16 protein-coding genes are annotated in these 16758 nt (G+C 71.7%); 6 read left to right on the top strand and 10 right to left on the bottom strand.

Translation table 11 applies throughout. The features are described 5' to 3' along the window. Positions 1–66: 66 nt before the first annotated feature. Positions 67–441 (top strand): RNA polymerase-binding protein RbpA, encoded by a 375-nt coding sequence (locus tag AB0G52_RS33710; RefSeq protein WP_003977404.1) that lies wholly within the window; start codon positions 67–69, stop codon positions 439–441. Between the two features lie 75 nt (positions 442–516). On the opposite strand, the gene fxsA is transcribed toward AB0G52_RS33710, so the two are convergent. From fxsA to AB0G52_RS33690, 4 genes are all read right to left on the bottom strand, one after another. Then, the gene (fxsA, locus tag AB0G52_RS33705; protein WP_361341761.1) at positions 517–1080 is read right to left on the bottom strand and encodes an FxsA family membrane protein; all 564 of its coding nucleotides are present in this window, start codon (positions 1078–1080) and stop codon (positions 517–519) included. 92 nt (positions 1081–1172) lie between these two features. Further along, positions 1173–1967, bottom strand: coding sequence for a polyprenol monophosphomannose synthase (locus AB0G52_RS33700; RefSeq protein WP_132894179.1), 795 nt, complete (start codon positions 1965–1967; stop codon positions 1173–1175). Positions 1968–2575: 608 nt separating this feature from the next. After that, on the bottom strand, positions 2576–4180 hold the full coding sequence (locus tag AB0G52_RS33695; RefSeq protein WP_132894178.1) for an amidohydrolase: 1605 nt from the start codon (positions 4178–4180) through the stop codon (positions 2576–2578). Positions 4181–4248: 68 nt separating this feature from the next. Next, complete coding sequence (locus AB0G52_RS33690; protein ID WP_132894176.1) at positions 4249–4689, bottom strand: Lrp/AsnC family transcriptional regulator; 441 nt, start codon at positions 4687–4689, stop codon at positions 4249–4251. Positions 4690–4955: 266 nt separating this feature from the next. On the opposite strand from AB0G52_RS33690, the gene AB0G52_RS33685 reads away from it, so the two are divergent. After that, positions 4956–5414 (top strand): hypothetical protein, encoded by a 459-nt coding sequence (locus AB0G52_RS33685; RefSeq protein ID WP_132894174.1) that lies wholly within the window; start codon positions 4956–4958, stop codon positions 5412–5414. Between the two features lie 157 nt (positions 5415–5571). After that, a complete protein-coding gene (locus tag AB0G52_RS33680) occupies positions 5572–5814 on the top strand; it encodes a hypothetical protein (protein ID WP_165939559.1) in 243 nt (80 codons plus the stop codon). Here the strand turns inward: AB0G52_RS33680 and AB0G52_RS33675 are convergent. Continuing rightward, entirely contained in the window at positions 5777–6949 is a 1173-nt protein-coding gene (locus AB0G52_RS33675; protein WP_132894172.1) for an acyl-CoA dehydrogenase, read from the bottom strand. The genes AB0G52_RS33680 and AB0G52_RS33675 overlap by 38 nt on opposite strands. Positions 6950–7278: 329 nt before the next feature. On the opposite strand from AB0G52_RS33675, the gene AB0G52_RS33670 reads away from it, so the two are divergent. Then, positions 7279–8511 carry a glycoside hydrolase family 18 protein gene (locus AB0G52_RS33670; RefSeq protein WP_361341755.1) on the top strand — a complete coding sequence of 411 codons (1233 nt, stop codon included), beginning with the start codon at positions 7279–7281 and terminating at the stop codon, positions 8509–8511. Between the two features lie 56 nt (positions 8512–8567). On the opposite strand, the gene AB0G52_RS33665 is transcribed toward AB0G52_RS33670, so the two are convergent. The 5 genes from AB0G52_RS33665 to AB0G52_RS33645 all read right to left on the bottom strand — a co-directional run bounded on the left by AB0G52_RS33665 (position 8568) and on the right by AB0G52_RS33645 (position 13566). Beyond that, positions 8568–9227: a TetR/AcrR family transcriptional regulator gene (locus AB0G52_RS33665; RefSeq protein WP_132894168.1), complete on the bottom strand. Its 660-nt coding sequence runs from the start codon at positions 9225–9227 to the stop codon at positions 8568–8570. 65 nt (positions 9228–9292) lie between these two features. Beyond that, on the bottom strand, positions 9293–9433 hold the full coding sequence (locus AB0G52_RS33660) for an SCO1431 family membrane protein (RefSeq protein ID WP_361341753.1): 141 nt from the start codon (positions 9431–9433) through the stop codon (positions 9293–9295). A 62-nt stretch (positions 9434–9495) separates the two neighbouring features. Further along, positions 9496–10881 (bottom strand): peptidase C39 family protein, encoded by a 1386-nt coding sequence (locus AB0G52_RS33655; RefSeq protein WP_361341751.1) that lies wholly within the window; start codon positions 10879–10881, stop codon positions 9496–9498. 149 nt (positions 10882–11030) lie between these two features. Then, positions 11031–12485, bottom strand: coding sequence for an amino acid permease (locus AB0G52_RS33650; protein ID WP_361341829.1), 1455 nt, complete (start codon positions 12483–12485; stop codon positions 11031–11033). Positions 12486–12615: 130 nt separating this feature from the next. Further along, complete coding sequence (locus AB0G52_RS33645) at positions 12616–13566, bottom strand: hypothetical protein (protein WP_361341826.1); 951 nt, start codon at positions 13564–13566, stop codon at positions 12616–12618. A gap of 246 nt (positions 13567–13812) precedes the next feature. Between AB0G52_RS33645 and AB0G52_RS33640 the strand changes: the two genes are divergently transcribed. Next, positions 13813–14433 carry a hypothetical protein gene (locus tag AB0G52_RS33640; protein ID WP_361341823.1) on the top strand — a complete coding sequence of 207 codons (621 nt, stop codon included), beginning with the start codon at positions 13813–13815 and terminating at the stop codon, positions 14431–14433. 417 nt (positions 14434–14850) lie between these two features. Next, on the top strand, positions 14851–16713 hold the full coding sequence (locus AB0G52_RS33635; RefSeq protein WP_132894160.1) for an AAA family ATPase: 1863 nt from the start codon (positions 14851–14853) through the stop codon (positions 16711–16713). Positions 16714–16758 lie beyond the last annotated feature (45 nt).

The following is a 16758-nucleotide window of genomic DNA, read 5'->3' as shown; positions in this document are numbered from 1 at the left end:
ACGTTGACCGGATGACGACGACAGCGACACCTGTCCTGTGGGCGACAAGCCCGGGAGGCACGATTCATGAGTGAGCGAGCTCTTCGCGGTACGCGCCTCGTGGTGACCAGCTACGAGACGGACCGCGGTATCGACCTGGCCCCGCGCCAGGCCGTGGAGTACGCATGCGAGAAGGGGCACCGTTTCGAGATGCCCTTCTCGGTCGAGGCGGAGATCCCGCCGGAGTGGGAGTGCAAGGTCTGCGGGGCCCAGGCACTCCTCGTGGACGGCGACGGCCCTGAAGAGAAGAAGGCCAAGCCCGCGCGTACCCACTGGGACATGCTGATGGAGCGGCGCACCCGCGAGGAACTCGAAGAGGTCCTCGAGGAGCGTCTGGCGGTGCTGCGCTCCGGCGCGATGAACATCGCGGTTCACCCGAGGGACAGCCGCAAGTCCGCATAGTTCCGTGTAACGGGAAGCCGACACAACCCATCGAGGGCGCCGTACGTTCTGTGAACGTACGGCGCCCTCGGCTTTTCACCGCGTCAGCGGCGGCCGCTCCCCCGCCGGCTCGTCGCCCCGGTCGGGGCCGTCGTGCCTGATCACCTCGCCCTGCACCACCTTGCCGTCCGGGCGGTGCATCCGGGCCTGCTGGAAGGCGTTGCCCAGGGTGCCGGGGGCGGCCGCGCGGAGCCGGCGGTCGAGGGTGCGCTCCGCGAGGCGGGAGACGGCCTTCTGGACCGGGGGCAGCAGGAGCAGCAGGCCGAGGGCGTCGGAGACCAGGCCGGGGATCATGAGGAGCAGGCCGCCCAGCATCATCAGGCCGTTGCCACCGCCGCGCTCCGGGGAGCCGCCGCGCCGGATCGCCTCGTCGAGGTTCTGGAAGGCACGGCGGCCGGCCCGCTTGATGACCACGGCGCCGCCGACGAAGCCCGCCACGAGCAGCAGGAAGACGGTCGTGCCGCCGGCCGCGCCCGCGACCACGGTCAGCAGCCAGATCTCCAGCACGAGCCATGCCGCGAGGCCCAGCGGCAGGTACCGGGCGCGCCGGGAACGCCGGGGCCGGTCGGTGTACGGAGGGGTCGTCGCGCCAGTCGTCATGCACCCAGTGTGCCTGGGCCCGGCTCAGCGCGGGATAAGGGGATGATCAGCCGGATCTGTGGCGTTCGCGGACCTCGACGGCGGCCGCCGCCCTAGGACTGGCCGCCCTTGCCGGTGATCCTGCCCACCCGCTCGCTGACGCCCCACGAGGTGACCCGCCACAGGGCCTCCACCAGGATGTCCCGGCTCATCTTGGAGTCACCCAGCTCGCGCTCCACGAACGTGATGGGTACCTCGACGACGTGGAAGCCGGCCTTGACCGCGCGGCGGGCCAGGTCGACCTGGAAGCAGTAACCCTGGGAGGCGACCTCGTCCAGGCCCAGGCCCTCCAGGGTCTCGCGGCGGAACGCGCGGTAGCCGCCGGTGATGTCGCGCAGCGGCAGGTCGAGGGCGAGGCGGGAGTACAGCGAGCCGCCCCGGGAGATGAACTCGCGGGACTTCGGCCAGTTGACGACCCTGCCGCCGGGCACCCAGCGGGAGCCGAGCACCAGGTCGGCACCCTTCAGCGCGGTCAGCAGCCGGGGAAGCTCCTCCGGCTGGTGGGAGCCGTCGGCGTCCATCTCGACGAGCACGCCGTAGCCGTTCTCCATGCCCCAGCGGAAGCCCGCGAGGTAGGCCGCGCCGAGGCCTTCCTTGCCCTTGCGGTGCAGGACCTGGACGTGGTCGTCCTCGGCGGCCAGTTCGTCGGCGAGCTTGCCCGTGCCGTCGGGGCTGTTGTCGTCCGCCACCAGAACGTGCGCCTCGGGGACGGCCTTGCGCACCCGGCCGACGATGGACTTGATGTTCTCCGCCTCGTTGTAGGTCGGAATGATCACCAAGGCCGTGCCGAGCGGACCGAACTGCCTACCCTGGGCCTTTGCCGCGAGGGTCCCGTCGCCGTCGTTCACTGCTGCCCCTTCATGTCGTACGCAGGGGACCACCATAGTGGCCACGGCCTGCGGGGACGTGACAGCTCATTCGTATGGCGGTGTCGATTGCACAAGAACGGGGTAAGGATGCCCGTTTCGGGTGGCCGTCATCCGCGCTTTCGCCACCGTGTTCCCCCGGACGGCCGGTCCGTTCCCCTGCGGATGGGGGCCCGGTGCCCTTCGGGCCGACCTGGGGCCCGCTGGCTGCGGGTCGACCGAAAGCCGTTGTCTACTGAGCTCCGGGCCCCACCCGGGTCACACCTCCCGACCGTGCGGAACGTTCCCTCGTCGGCGCGGGCGCTGAGCCTGGCTCCCAGTGACGGTGCCCCGGTGCGGGGCGCCGTCCCTGACCCAGCGGCGCTGCGACGAGTGCGCGAACTGCTCCCCGGTCGGGCGTCCGGTGGTGGACTCCGCCGAACCTACCGGCCCGCTGCCGTCGGCTGTCAACAGCCGTTTGACCTGCACAGACGTGCTCAAACCCCTGGTCAGAGCGGAGGATGCGCAGGTCGCGCGACGCGGCGGCGGCCGGTGATCACGGCCGCGCCACCCCGGGAGATCACTCGCCCGGCCGTACGAATGCGGTCCGGTCACTCGCCCGGCCGTACGAACACCGTTCGGCCGCCGACCACCGTGCGCAGGCAGACCGGCAGCGCGCGGCCGGGGGTCAGGTCGGGCAGCCCCGGGGTGCCCGAGCGGGGGTCGGTGGACCAGCGGGCGACCCGGTCGTCCGGGGCCTGCACCACCAGTTCGTCGGTGCGCCACACCGCGTAGTCGGCCGGCGCGCCGGGCACCAGGACACCGGCGTCGTCCCGGCCGGTCGCCCGCCAGCCGCCCCGGGTGTGCGCGGTGAACGCGGCGCGGACGGAGATGCGGTGCTCCGGCGTGTGATGGAAGGCGGCGGCGCGGACGGTCCCCCAGGGGTCGAGCGGGGTGACCGGGCTGTCGGAGCCGAAGGCGAGCGGGACCCCGGCCTTGAGCAGGGCGGCGAACGGGTTGAGGGCGCGGGCCCGGTCGGCGCCGAGGCGCTGGGCGTACATGCCGTCCACCCCGCCCCACAGGGCGTCGAAGGCGGGCTGCACGGAGGCGATCAGGCCCAGTTCGGCGAAGGCGGCGATGTGGTCGGGGGTGAGCATCTCGGCGTGCTCGACCCGGTGCCGGGCGGCGCGTACGCGGGCGAGGCCGACTTTCTCGGCGGCGGCGCGCACGCCCTCCACCACGGCGGTCACGGCGGCGTCGCCGATGGCGTGGAAGCCCGCCTGGAGGCCCGCCTCGGTGCAGGCGACGACGTGCGCGGCGACGGCCGCCGCGTCCAGGTAGGCGGCGCCGGTGTGGTCCGCGTCGGCGTAGGGCTCGTGCAGGCAGGCGGTGTGCGAGCCGAGGGCACCGTCGACGAACAGGTCACCGGCGGCGCCGAGCGCGCCCAGCTCCCGCGCCTTGTCGGCGTCCTGTTCGGCCCAGTAGCCGACGACCCGGGGGCCGGGCACCTCGGCCGCGAGCCGCAGCAGGTCCGTGAAGTCGTCCTCGGAGGAGATCGTCGGGCCGCCGCACTCGTGCACCGTGCCGACCCCGAGCGAGGCCGCGCGCGCGAGGGCGGTGCGCTGGGCCTCGGCACGCTGGGCGGGCGTCACGGCCGCGAACGCGGCGGCCCGTACGGCGTGGTGGGCGTCGCCCGTCAGCGGGGCGTCCTGACGGGCCGCCGCGGCCGGGGCCAGGTCCAGCAGGGCGGTGGTCACGACGGCCGAGTGGACGTCGACCCGGGAGAGGTAGAGCGGGCGTCCGCCGGTGGCCGCGTCCAGCTCGGCGCGGCTCGGCGGCCGGCCGCCGGACCAGCGGGAGGCGTCCCAGCCGTGCCCGAGCAGGACCCGGTCGTCCGGGCGGGCGGCGGCGAAGTCCCTGACCAGCGTGAGGGCTTCGGCGACCGAGGCCGCCCCCGACAGGTCGAGGCCGGTGAGCGCGAGCCCGGTGGACGTGGTGTGGACATGGGCGTCCGTGAAAGCGGGGGTGACGAGCGCACCGTCCAGGTCGACGATCTCGTCGACCCCGTCGGCGAACGCGTCGGCGGCACCCTCGGACCCGACCCAGGCGACCTGTCCCCGCTCCACGACCATCGCGGTCGCGAACGGATCGGCGGGGCTGTGCACCTCGCCGCGGCGGAGGAGGACGGTCTGGGGCTGCTCGGTGCGCTCACTCATGGGGAACAGTCTCGCCCCTCACGCCGGTCACACGGTCACGAGGGGCCGCGTGAACGTGCGCGCACCGCTCAGATCCTCGGCGGACGGGCCTCATAGGGCGTCGACAGCACCACCGTCGTCCGCGTGGACACCCCCGCCAGGCTGCGCAGCCGCGCCAGCAGCTCCTCCAGCTCGTGGGGCGTGGCGACGCGTACCTTGAGGATGTAGTTCTCGTCCCCGGCCACGCTGTGGCAGGCCTCGATCTCGGGGACCCCGGCCAGCCGGTCCGCGATGTCGTCGGGGGCGCTCGGGTCGAACGGTTTCACCGAGATGAACGCCGTCATGGGCAGCCCGACGGCCTCGGGGTCGACGACCGCGGCATAACCGCGGATGACGCCGCGCTGTTCCAGCCGGCGCACCCGCTGGTGCACGGCCGACGTGGAAAGACCCGTGGCCTTGCCCAGGTCCGTGTAGCTCATCCGCCCGTCCTTGACGAGCAGCTGCACGATGTGACGGTCCAGCTCCTCCATGGCGCAAAAGCTACCGTGCGCCTGATCTCCTGGGATACCTCGGCGACGCAGGTCATGGCCGGTTCGCGAGGTCACGGGAGTGCGCCGCGGCGTACGCGGGGGGACAAAGCCACCGCAGCGGGCAGCTGCGCATGGCATGTGACGAAGGACACAGCTCTCGGGCGGGCTCCGTGATGGTCTCGTGATTACCGCCCAGACCGGACGGGAAGTGCTTGCTGTGGTCGAGGCCGCAGTGCCGTCACGGCCCAGCCCGAGGGGGAGTACCCATGCAGAGTCTTAAGCGCCCTGGTCGTCCCGCGCCCAAGCGCCCGCAGTTGGTCGTCGAGCCCGAGCCGGAGGGCGTCGAACCCGACCTCTACGAGGCCGAGGAACTGGACGCCTACGACACCTTCGAGATGTTCCGGGTGGTCTGCCCGGACTGTGCGCAGCCCATCGCCCTGCTGGCGGACGAGGAGTTCCTTCCCGAGCACGCGCTGTGCGCGTCGCCGTGGAACCCGTTCGGCCTCACGGTCTGCCCCGGTACGGGCCGCGCGGCCGCCGACGCCCCGTCCGCGGACGAGTCGGCCGAGCCGCAGGAGCAGGACACCGCCCTCCTGCTCACCCTGCCCCAGGGTCTGGACTGGCGGACGCAGCCCTTCTCGCACGTCGGCGGCCCGGGCTCACGCCCGATGCGCGTACCGGCGATGCGCTTCGGCGGCCGTGTCCTCGGCCGTCAGGCCGCCTGAGTCGGCGCACCGCACTCCAGCAGTCGCCCCTGCACCATGGCACGCAGGCTGCCGTGGTGCGGGATCGGTGCGCCCGGATCCGCGACCGGACGCCCGTGAACTCACGCGCGAATGGGGGGACCGGTGACCTGGGCGGCCGGCGCCGCGTTGGCCGGGCATGACGACCACGTACTCCGCTCTCGGCCGTCAGCGCCGGATCTTCGTCCCCCCGCCCGCCTCGTCGCTTCCGCCGCCCACGCCGCAGGACCCGCCGATCTACCGCGAGTTGATGCGGATCTGGGCCGACCGGGGCCGCGCCCTGCCGGGCCGCCACGACCCGGAGTGGGTCAGGCTGGCGGCGCCGACGGTCGCACGCGGGCAGTTCAGCGACTTTCCGGCCCTGCCACATGACGGGCGATGACCATCCGCTGGATCTGGTTGGTCCCCTCGACGATCTGCAGGACCTTGGCCTCGCGCATATAGCGTTCGACCGGGAAGTCCGCGGTGTAGCCGTAGCCGCCGAGTATCTGGACGGCGTCCGTGGTGACCTTCATCGCCGTGTCGGTGCAGTGCAGCTTGGCCATGGCGGCCTGCCGGGCGAACGGGCGGCCGGCGTCGCGCAGCCGGGCCGCCGCGAGGTAGAGGGCGCGCCCGGCCTCGATCTGGGTGGCCATGTCGGCGATCATGAAGCGCAGGCCCTGGAAGTCGGAGATGGGGTGCCCGAACTGCCGCCGTCCGGTGGCATAGGCGACCGCCTCGTCGAGGGCGGCCTGGGCCAGACCGATCGCGCAGGCCGCGATGCCGAGCCGGCCCGAGTCCAGCGCGGACAGGGCGATGGCGAAGCCCTGGCCCTCCTCACCGAGGCGGCGCTCGTCGGGGACCCGGACGTCGTCGAGGTGGACCTGGGCGGTCGGTGAGCCCTTCATGCCCATCTTCTTCTCCGGCGCCGCGCCGGACAGGCCCGGGGCGTCGCCGGGGACCAGGAAGGCGGTGATGCCGTGCGAGCCCTCGCCGCCGGTGCGGGCCATCACCGTGTAGAAGTCGGCGATGCCGCCGTGCGTGATCCAGGCCTTGGTGCCGTTGATCACCCAGGAGTCGCCGTCGCGGACGGCCCTGGTGCGCAGGGAGGCCGCGTCCGAGCCGGAGGCGGGTTCGGAGAGGCAGTAGGCGCCGAGCAGGCCGCCGCCGAGGATCGCGGGCAGGTGCTCGACCTGCTGCTCCTTGCTGCCGTAGGCGGCGAGCGGGTAGCTCGCGAGGGTGTGCACGCTGACCCCGAGGCCGACGGTGAGGCGGGCCGCGGCCAGCTCCTCCAGGACCTGGAGGTAGACCTCGTAGGGCTGGTCGCCGCCGCCGTACTCGGCGTCGTACGGCAGGCCGAGCAGGCCTGACGCGGAGAGCAGGGTGAAGACCTCCCGCGGGAAGCGTCCGGCGTCCTCCTCCTCGGCCGCCCGGGGCGCGATCTCCTGCCGGGCGATGTCCCGGACCAGCGAGAGCAGGTCTCTCGCCTCTTCCGTGGGCAGTTGACGCTCCACCGGCTGCGGGTCACGGTCGGACATGGCGTCGGTCTCCTCCCTGTCGGGCACCGGCGGTCGCGCCCACGGGTGGGGGCGGCTCCGCCTGTCGTTCGGGTGCGGCCGCGGTGCGCACTTCCGGGTCTCGGAAGCTGCTGACCTGCGGCTGCGCAGTGAGTATGCCCGATCGGGGACCTTCCGTCACCAGTTAACGACCGCTTACTTCTGGAATTACAGGCCAACATGCGGGCGCACCGGAATTGGTCCGAACCATTGACCCGCGTGGTCTAGTCCTCCTAGGGTTCATGACCAACGCTTTACCGCGTTCATGCCAATCGGCGCGCGTTCCCCTCTCCCCCAGGAGGAGACACCCGATGCACCTCTCCCACCGCTCCCGTTTCCGGGCGCTGCTGTCCGCGGCCTGTTGCGCCGTCCTCGGCGCCGGGCTGCTGGCCGGTGCCGGCACCGCCTCGGCGGCCGCCCCGCCCGCTTCCCAGGTGAAGGCCGGCTCCAGGATCGTCGGCTACTTCACGGAATGGGGCACCTACCAGCGCAACTACCTGGTCAAGAACGTCGAGACCTCCGGCTCGGCCGCGAAGCTCACCCACATCAACTACGCCTTCGGCAACGTGACCGGCGGCAAGTGCGCGATGGGCGACGCGTACGCGGCGACCGACCGCGCCTACACCGCCGCCGAGTCAGTGGACGGCGTCGCGGACACCTGGGACCAGCCGCTGCGCGGCAACTTCAACCAGCTGCTGAAGCTGAAGAAGAAGCACCCGAACCTCAGGATCCTGTGGTCCTTCGGCGGCTGGACCTGGTCCAGCGGGTTCGGCGAGGCCGCCAAGAACCCCGCCGCCTTCGCGCAGTCCTGCTACGACCTGGTGAAGAACTCCAAGTGGGCGGGCGTCTTCGACGGCATCGACATCGACTGGGAGTACCCGAACGCCTGCGGCAACACCTGTGACACCAGCGGCCGGGACGCCTTCAGGAAGGTGATGGCGGCGCTGCGCTCGAAGTTCGGGAGCGGCTCGCTCGTCACGGCGGCGATCACGGCCGACGCCACCGGCGGCGGCAAGATCGACGCGGCCGACTACGCCGGGGCGGCGCAGTACGTCGACTGGTACAACCCGATGACCTACGACTACTTCGGCGCCTGGGCCCCGACCGGCCCGACGGCCCCGCACTCGCCGCTGACCTCCTACTCCGGGATTCCGACGGCGAACTACTACACCTCGGCGACCATCACCAAGCTCAGGGGCCTCGGCATTCCGGCGGCCAAACTGCTGCTCGGCATCGGCTTCTACGGCCGCGGCTGGACCGGTGTCACCCAGGCGGCCCCCGGCGGCACGGCGACCGGACCGGCGGCGGGTACCTACGAGCAGGGCATCGACGACTACAAGGTTCTCAAGGTCACGTGCCCGGCGACCGGGACGGTGGCCGGCACGGCGTACGCCAAGTGCGGCAGCGACTGGTGGAGTTACGACACCCCGGCGACCATCGGGACCAAGATGGCCTACAAGAACCAGCAGGGCCTGGGCGGCACCTTCTTCTGGGAGCTGAGCGGCGACACCGCGAACGGTGAGCTGATCAGGGCCATCCACTAGCCCCCGCCACGGGGGGCGCGGGGCGGGGGTGCCACGAGACCTCCGCCCCGCGCACGTCACGTGTCCCGGCGGGCCGGGGGCGGGGCGGGGTAGGACGGGTCGAGTTCCTCGATGGCGCGCAGGGTGCCGCCGAGGGTCTTGACCAGCAGGGCGCACATGGTGTCGCGGGAGAGTTCGGGACGGTCGATCCACGCGAGGGTGGCGCCCTCCACGCTGCACAGCCAGGAGAGCAGGCCCATCCGGGCCGGTGGGGCGATGTCGGTACGGCCGTAGGCGCCCTCGGCGATGGTCGCGACGATCGCCTCGCGCACTCCGTCCCGGATGGCGTGCACCTCGGTGTCGAAACCGACCCCACCGCTGACGATCGTGCGGTACGCGGCCTGGTGGTGCTCGGCGTAGCGCAGATAGCTGTCGATGGTGCGGTGGACGCGGTCCACCTGGGGCAGTTCCAGACCGCTCGCGGCGTACGTGACCAGGTCGGCGACCGAGTCCTGGATGATCGCCAGGTAGTAACCGCGCTTGGACTGGAAGTAGTAGTAGATCAGCCCTTTGGCGACATGCGCCTGCTTGGCGATGTCGTCCATGGAGAGCGCGTCGTACGAGGTGTCGGCGAACAACTTCCGCCCGATGGCGATGAGTTCGGCGCGACGGGCCACCGAGCGCTCGGTGCCGCGCGCCCGCGGGCGGGCGGCGGCACGCTGTTGACTGATATTCAATTTCGACCCTGGTCTCAACGGGCTGCGGGACATCCGCAGTATGTCAGCTCGGGTCGCACGTCAGGTCACAGCAACCCGAGTTGAGTGACCAGCATGGCGACGACCACGACCAGGGTCCAGCCCATGACGTGTTCCAGGACGCCGGGGCCGTCGTCCTTCGGGCCGCCGGTACGGGCGCGGACAGCGGTGGCGGAGTGCGTGGTCATGATGTCCACCATGCCACCGCTCACGGCATTTGCGACGGAGAGCTTGGTCACAGGAGCCCAGGTCAGCGCACCCCGACCGCCGCGAGCGCCGCGGTCTGGTCCGGCGTCGGGAAGGCCGGGAAGTACAGGTAGCAGATCCCACCGGTGCCGGAGGTCACCTTGCCGTCGGCGTTGTAGCGCCTGGTGCGCAGCCAGATGTTCTCGAACTCCCGCCGCCGGTACACCCGCCGGACCGCGTCGTCGGCGGGCGAGCACGGGTCGTTGGCGATCACGTCGCCGTCCGCGGTGAAGCCGATCACCGTCATCAGGTGCCCCGAGGTGCCGTACCCGGCGCCCGTCAGCTCGCTCGCCAGGAACGACTGCGAGGTCATGGCCGGGATGCCGGCCGCGATCAGGGTCTCCAGGTCGGTCAGCGAACCGAGCCGCGTCACCACGCCCTGGAGGTCCTTGTACGTGGCCGCGTAGGCCGCGTTGAACGGCCAGTTGCCGCAGCCTCCGTACTGGTAGTCGTAGGTGGAGCGGGCCGCCTGGCAGACCTGCGGGTCGGCATAGGACGGGTCGACCCAGGCCAGCTGCGCGGGGGTGGGCCGGCCGCCCCAGTACTCGACGATCATCTGCGAGGAGGTGGGGCTGCACCAGGCCTCGCCGCCGTTGTCGTACTCCGGGTACTGGCCCTTGTGGATCTCCTGGGAGTATCGCGGGACCTGCAGTTCCCGGGCGAGGCCGGGCGTGGAGGCCGGGACGGTGAAGCGGTCCGGGACGTCGGAGCCCATGGCGCCGATCCGCCACACCGTCGGGGTCAGGCCGGTACCTGGCCGGCGGTAGAGGGTCAGGCGCAGCTGGTACGACGCGAGACGCAGCCCGTCGGCGGGGTCGCCGACGGCGAAGGTGTCCGTCGAGATGCTGCTCCTGCCATCGCCCTGGCCGTCGACCGAGGTCCGCTTGATGTCCTGGTCGCCGGCGGCCCAGCGGCCCATCACGTACCAGGGGGTGTCGGTGCCGTCGGAGTAGGTGCCGTGCAGTTCGACCTGGATCCAGGTGCCGGCCGGGGTGTCCGCGTTCCAGGAGGCGACGGCCTCCGTGGCGGGGACGGCGAGCCGGTGCACCGGGCCGGTCCAGGTGGCGTACTCCCAGTCGGCGGTCCTGCCGGTGTGGGGATCGGTGTAGGTGGTGGTCCCGGCCGGGGTGGCGACGACCACGCCGGGGCGGTCACCTGCGACGGCCTCGGTCCCCCTGGCGGTGCCGCTGCGCCAGTCGTCGTAGGTGGTCCAGGAGCAGTGGTCGACCAGGGCGCTCGCGGTCCGGCCGGCCGCCCCGGCCTCGGCGTCCGTCTCCGGTGCCGCGGCCGCGGGGACGGCGGCGACCGCCCCCTGGGCCACGGCGGCCGCGGCGACGCGGACGGCGGCGGCCAGCACGGTTCTGCGGGACGGCTGTTCGGCTCTGCTCATGGGTGGAAGACCCCCAGGGGTGCGCGTCGCGGCTGGTCGGGATGCGGGACCGTGCGCCCACTATGGAACAGGCACCCTGCCTCCACCAGCACTTCCGCGCGTGCCACGCCCACCGATATTGGTCCTGTCCACTGAAAGGCGGCCCGGGGTCAGACGAGGTCCATCGCGGCGACCTCGTCGGGGCCGCCGTAGCTGACCGGGCCCTGGAAGCGGCGGCGGGCGGTGGCGAACCACCAGGCCGTGGCCACGACCAGGACGACGGCGAGTGCGATCGGCGCGTAGTTGAAGGAGTCGACCGTGACGGGCGAGGCCTGCGGCAGCATGAACAGGACGCTGCTGAGCAGGATCCAGACCACCGCGAGCCAGCCGACCGGCTTGCTCCAGCGGCCCAGGTTCCAGGGCCCCGGCTGGAACTCGGCACCGAGGCGCAGCCGCAGGAACACCGGCACGGCGTAGGCGAGGAACAGGCCGACGACGTTGACGCTGACGATCGCGGTGAACGCCGTGTGCGACCACCAGCCCGGCACCACCAGCGCGAGCGAGCAGGCCACCGCGAGCCATACGGCCTTGACGGGGGTCCGGGTGCGGGGTGAGACAGAGTGCCAGTGCCGGGAGCCGGGCATGGCACCGTCCCGGGAGAAGGCGAAGATCTGCCGGGTGTTGCTGGTGAGGTTGGCGAGGCCGCAGAAGAGCATGGCGCCGATGACGACGAGCAGCATCGCCTTGGCCCAGCCCATGCCGAGCCCGTCGATGAGGATCTGGACGGGCGGCGCGGAGGAGCTCGCCACCTTGGCGTAGTCGCCGATGCTGTAGACGAGGGCCAGCATCAGGACCAGACCGGCGATCGCCGAATAGCCGATGGAACGGATGATGCCCTTGGGGGCGTTGACGGTGGCCTGGACCGTTTCCTCGGACATGTGGAAGCTGCCGTCGAAGCCGGTGAAGGTCCAGCTGGTGACCAGCAGACCGAGCATGCCGCCGTAAAGGCCGTTGGTGAAGCCGGTGTTGTTCACGAAATGCGTCACGAAGGACGCCGACCGGTGATGGTCGGGCAGCACGGTCAGTGTGCTCACGATCACCACGAGTCCGACCAGCAGCCACCACACGGAGATCCGGTTCAGCACGGCCACGAGTTGGACGGTGTAGGTGTTGGCGAGTCCCTGGAGCACGATGATCAGGGCTGTGATCAGCACCGTCTGGTGGGCGGTCGGCGTGTACGAGGTCCACTGGAGGGCGACGAAGGCCTGGACGAAGGTGGCCGCCGCGTATCCGGTGGCGGCCGTACCGCCGATCTGGCCCACGAAGTTGAGCCAGCCCGTGTACCAGGACCAGGCACCCTTGTGCCGTTTGGCGAGTTTGCCGGCGGAGAAATACAGCGCGCCGCTCGTCGGATAGGCGGAGGCGACCTCCGCCATGGCGGCGCCGATGCACAGCACCAGCACGCAGACACCGATCCAGCCGAACACGAGAATGCGGGGACCGCCCGCATTCATACCGAACCCGAAGGAGGAGAAGATTCCCGAAAGGATATTGATGATGGTGAAGGAGATCGCGAAATTGTCGAACGCCTTGAATCGGCGGGTGAGTTTCCGCGGATAGCCCATCGCGTGCAGGGTCGCGTCGTCGTCGAGCACGATCGGATCCGCTGTGCGTTCTGACACTTGCCGACCTTTCGCCAGGAGGAACCAGGAGGGACCAGGGGGGAACAGGAGGACCGGGAGGGAGCAGCAGGAACTAGGAGGGGACGGACAGGCCGCAGGCGCGGCGGGCCCGGGAGAGCTGCTCGGCGGGCTCGCCGAAGACGCTCCACGGCATCCGGGAGGCGTACGGCCCCATGGCCGTGAAGACCGCCCGGGCCTCGAACTCGCGCTGGGCCATGACCAGCGCGTGCGCGAGGTAGGCCAGATCGAGCACGGGGGTGAAGCGGTAGCCGGCCACAGCGGGCAGCCAGTGGTGGTAGATCGCCAGCGCCGTGGCGCGCCACTGGGGCTGCTCCCAGACCCGTTCGGCGAGCAGCTGGGTGGGGTTGTGGCTCTCCACCAGCGCGACCAGGGGCAGCAGCCGTAGCGCCGAGTCGGCGGGGGCCCGCTGGCCGAGGAAGGCGGCGACGTCCCAGGCCGCGGTCACCGAGCCGCCGTGCCGGGTGAAGAAGAAGGACAGGAAGCGGTGGTGCGCCTCGCGGTGCCAGGGGTCGAGGCTGAGGGTGTGCGCGAACAGCCGCCAGGGCCCCGGCGGCGAGGTCAGCAGGCCGCCGGGGGCGGCGTCGTGCGGGCGGTGCAGCCGGGCCATGGCCAGCTTGGCGGCCCAGGGCGTGGGGTCGGCGGGGTTCATGGCGGCGGCGCGCTCGCAGGCGGTGAGGGCGATCCGCTCCAGCGCCTCGGCCCGCTCGTCCTGGGCGTCGGCCGCCCGGATGGCACGCTGCACCGCGACGCGGGCCCACATCAGCGCGGACTCGGGGCCCGGTTCCTCGGCGAGCCAGCGTTCCACCAGGTCGGTGCCGGCCGCCTCGGAGGCCAGGACCAGGGAGCGGTGGGCACGCAGGGCGAAGTCGGAACGCGTCTCGGCCAGCGCCTCGCGCGCGCTCAGATATCGTCCGGCGCGTACGTCCACGCATACACTCGCGAGGAAGCGGTCATCGGCCGCCGGATGCCATACGTACTGCCCCTCGAATAACTCCGCGGCCATCTTCCCCTGTCCGTCCCCGTTCGACGCGTGCACGCTGAAGGCACCTTACTCACGGCCGGGGAGGGCGGGAACGTCCGAATTCGACATATCGGTCAGCCGGTCGGAAATATTGGCGGGCCTTGCCGGAGACCGACCCGGAATTAGTTCAACCCGCGACTTCCCGGGGGCACAAACGCCCGCTATGCGCCGGACTACTAGACTGTTTCCGGAAAACACCCCACACCACGGCACACCTCGGGAACCGTCATTCGCCACCTCGCCTCCGCGCTCCGGAACCTGCCCCCTTCCTGCGGTCCGGTCCGGCTCGTCGCCGTCGACGGGCACGCCGGCTCGGGAAAGACCACGTTCGCCGGGCGCCTGGCCGGCGCGCTGGGCGGGGCGCCGGTGCTGCACCTCGACGACATCGCCAGCCACGAGGAGCTGTTCGACTGGACCGGCCGCCTGCTGACCCAGGTGATCGAGCCGCTCGGCCGCGGCGAGACGGCGCGGTACTCCCCCTACGACTGGCGGGCCCGTCGCTTCGGCCCCTCCCGCCCGCTGCCGCCCGCCCCCGTGGTCCTCGTCGAGGGGGTCGGCGCCGGCCGCCGGGCCCTGCGCCCCCATCTGGCGCGGCTGCTGTGGATGGAGCTGCCCCACGAGGAGTCCTGGACCCGGGGCAGGGCACGGGACGGCGCGGAACAACTTGACTTCTGGGTCCGGTGGGTCGAGGAGGAACGCGAACACTTCACCGAGGACCCGTCCAGACCGTACGCCGACCTTCTGGTGGCACAGTCACAGCAGGGGTACGAGGTGCTGCCGGGGCCCGGGAAGACCGTTGGACCGGACCACGGTGTCACCCACCGTGACGGGCCGTCGGCGGTGTGCTGAACTTGTGAAGACCCGCCCCGAAGAAGTTGCCCGAGTACCTCAACTCCGCTTGACCCAAGGGTCGTACAGGTCTTACGTTCTCAAGGAGCGGCCCTCTCGGGCCGCCCCGCAGACGCGAAGCCCCCGGTTGTTCCCCCGTGATCGGGGGCTTCGTTCTGCCCTTTGCCCCTTTTGCGTGCGCCGCGCGCGCCCTCGCGCTCACCCTGGGTCACCGACCGGTGCCCGCCCCGTCTGCTCCCACCTCGCCGAACGGCCTGTGCGGCACCCTTCGGCGGGCACCGGAACCGCAGGTACGATGCCCTCGGTGCGACCTTCGAACGGCTGCCTCGCGCACCTGCAACTCCGGTCCGCGGCACAGCGGTTCGACCAACGGCGGCCATCGGGGGGAGCCCGGGGGCACGGCTTGTGGGGGACGTGATGGAATTCGGCACGCAGGGCCCCGAGGCCCCGGCCGACCTCGCCTGGCTGCGAGGCGTGGACGCCTACACGATGGGCGCCTATCCGCAGGCCGAGGAGGAGTTCCGCACCGCGGTGCGGATGGATCCCGGGATGGCCGACGCCTGGCTCGGACTGCACGCGCTGCGGGTCGACACGACCACCGCGCTGCTGCGGATGTTCCGGCACCGGGACCGGTTCGGCGAACAGCGCGGCCGCCACCGCCGTACGCTCAACTCCTGGTACTGGCTCGGCTGGTGGGTGCAGCCGGTCCTGGAGAGCCCTCGCGATCTGCTGCTCGCCCACGCCTCCCACTGGCTGGACGGCAGGCACGTCCCGGAACTCGACCGGGCCCTCGCCGGACTGCCGCCCGTCGACACCGACCCCCACGTCCGTTTCCTGCACTCCTGCCGGGCCTATCTGGTCAAGGACTGGGAACAGCTGGTACGGCACACCGACCCGCTCCTCGACGACCCCCTGCTCGGCATCGAGGCGGGCCTCTTCGGCGGCATGGCCCGCGTCCGTCTCGAGATGTACGGACAGGCCGAACCCCTGCTCTCCGCGGCGCTGATGCGGTGCCGCAGCGAGCAGCCGCAGCGCAAGGAGCTGCGCTACTGGCTGGCGCGGGCGCACGAGGGCACCGGCCGCAGCGCCGCCGCGCTCCCCCTGTACCGGGCCGTGCACCGGGTCGACCCCGCGTTCATGGACACCTCCGCCCGGCTGGCCGCCATCGCCGAGGGCGACGGGTACGACGACACCGCCGACCTCGCGGCGATCACCCTCGCCGGCGCCGGGCAGGACGTGGTGGACGGCCCCGACCTGCTCGACCCGCTGTTCGGCACGGAGGGGCGCGACCTGCGGTTCGGGGATGCGGAGCCACCGGCCGGCGCGATGCCGTCGGTGATCGACCCGGCGGTGCGCGAGAAGACGGTGGCGGCGCCACCGCTGCCGGCCGGCCCGACCGATCCCGCGTTACTCGAGGAGGCGCTCGCCGAACTGGAGCGCATGGTCGGGCTGGAGCCCGTGAAGCGGCAGGTCAAGGCGTTGTCCGCGCAGTTGAACATGGCCCGGTTGCGAGCCGGGCAGGGGTTGCCGGTCCAACCGCCGAAACGCCACTTCGTCTTCTCCGGGCCGTCCGGCACCGGGAAGACCACCGTCGCCAGGATCCTCGGCCGGGTGTTCTACGCGCTGGGGCTGCTGGGCGGGGACCACCTGGTGGAGGCCCAGCGGGCCGATCTCGTGGGCGAGTACCTCGGCCAGACCGCGGTCAAGGCCAACGAACTGATCGACTCCGCGATCGGCGGTGTGCTCTTCGTCGACGAGGCCTACTCCCTGTCCAACTCCGGGTACGGCAAGGGCGACGCGTACGGCGACGAGGCGCTCCAGGTGCTGCTGAAGCGGGCCGAGGACAACCGCGACCACCTGGTGGTGATCCTGGCGGGCTACCCGGAGGGCATGGACCGCCTGCTGGCCGCCAACCCCGGGCTCTCCTCCCGCTTCACCACCCGCGTCGACTTCCCGTCCTACCGTCCGCCGGAGCTGACCTCCATCGGGGAGGTGCTGGCCGCCGAGAACGGCGACGCGTGGGACGAGGAGGCCCTGGAGGAGCTGCGCTCCATCGCCGGGCACGTGGTCGCCCAGGGCTGGATCGACGAACTGGGCAACGGCCGGTTCCTGCGCACGCTGTACGAGAAGAGCTGCGCGTACCGGGATCTGCGGCTGTCGGCCTACCCGGGCGTGCTGACGCGGGACGACCTGGCGACGCTGCGGCTGCCGGACCTGATGCAGGCGTACGGGGAGGTGCTGTCGGGGCGTGGGCCGCAGGACCCGGCGGCCGGGATGTAGCTGACGCCACCGCAGCGCCCCGTCATGGGCGGGGGGGGAACCGCG

It is taken from the genome of Streptomyces sp. NPDC021562, assembly GCF_040640875.1.
In the GTDB taxonomy this organism is placed as follows: domain Bacteria; phylum Actinomycetota; class Actinomycetes; order Streptomycetales; family Streptomycetaceae; genus Streptomyces.
The sequence above is the reverse complement of the archived record's forward strand: the minus strand, read 5'-3'. Positions and strand labels throughout refer to the sequence as shown.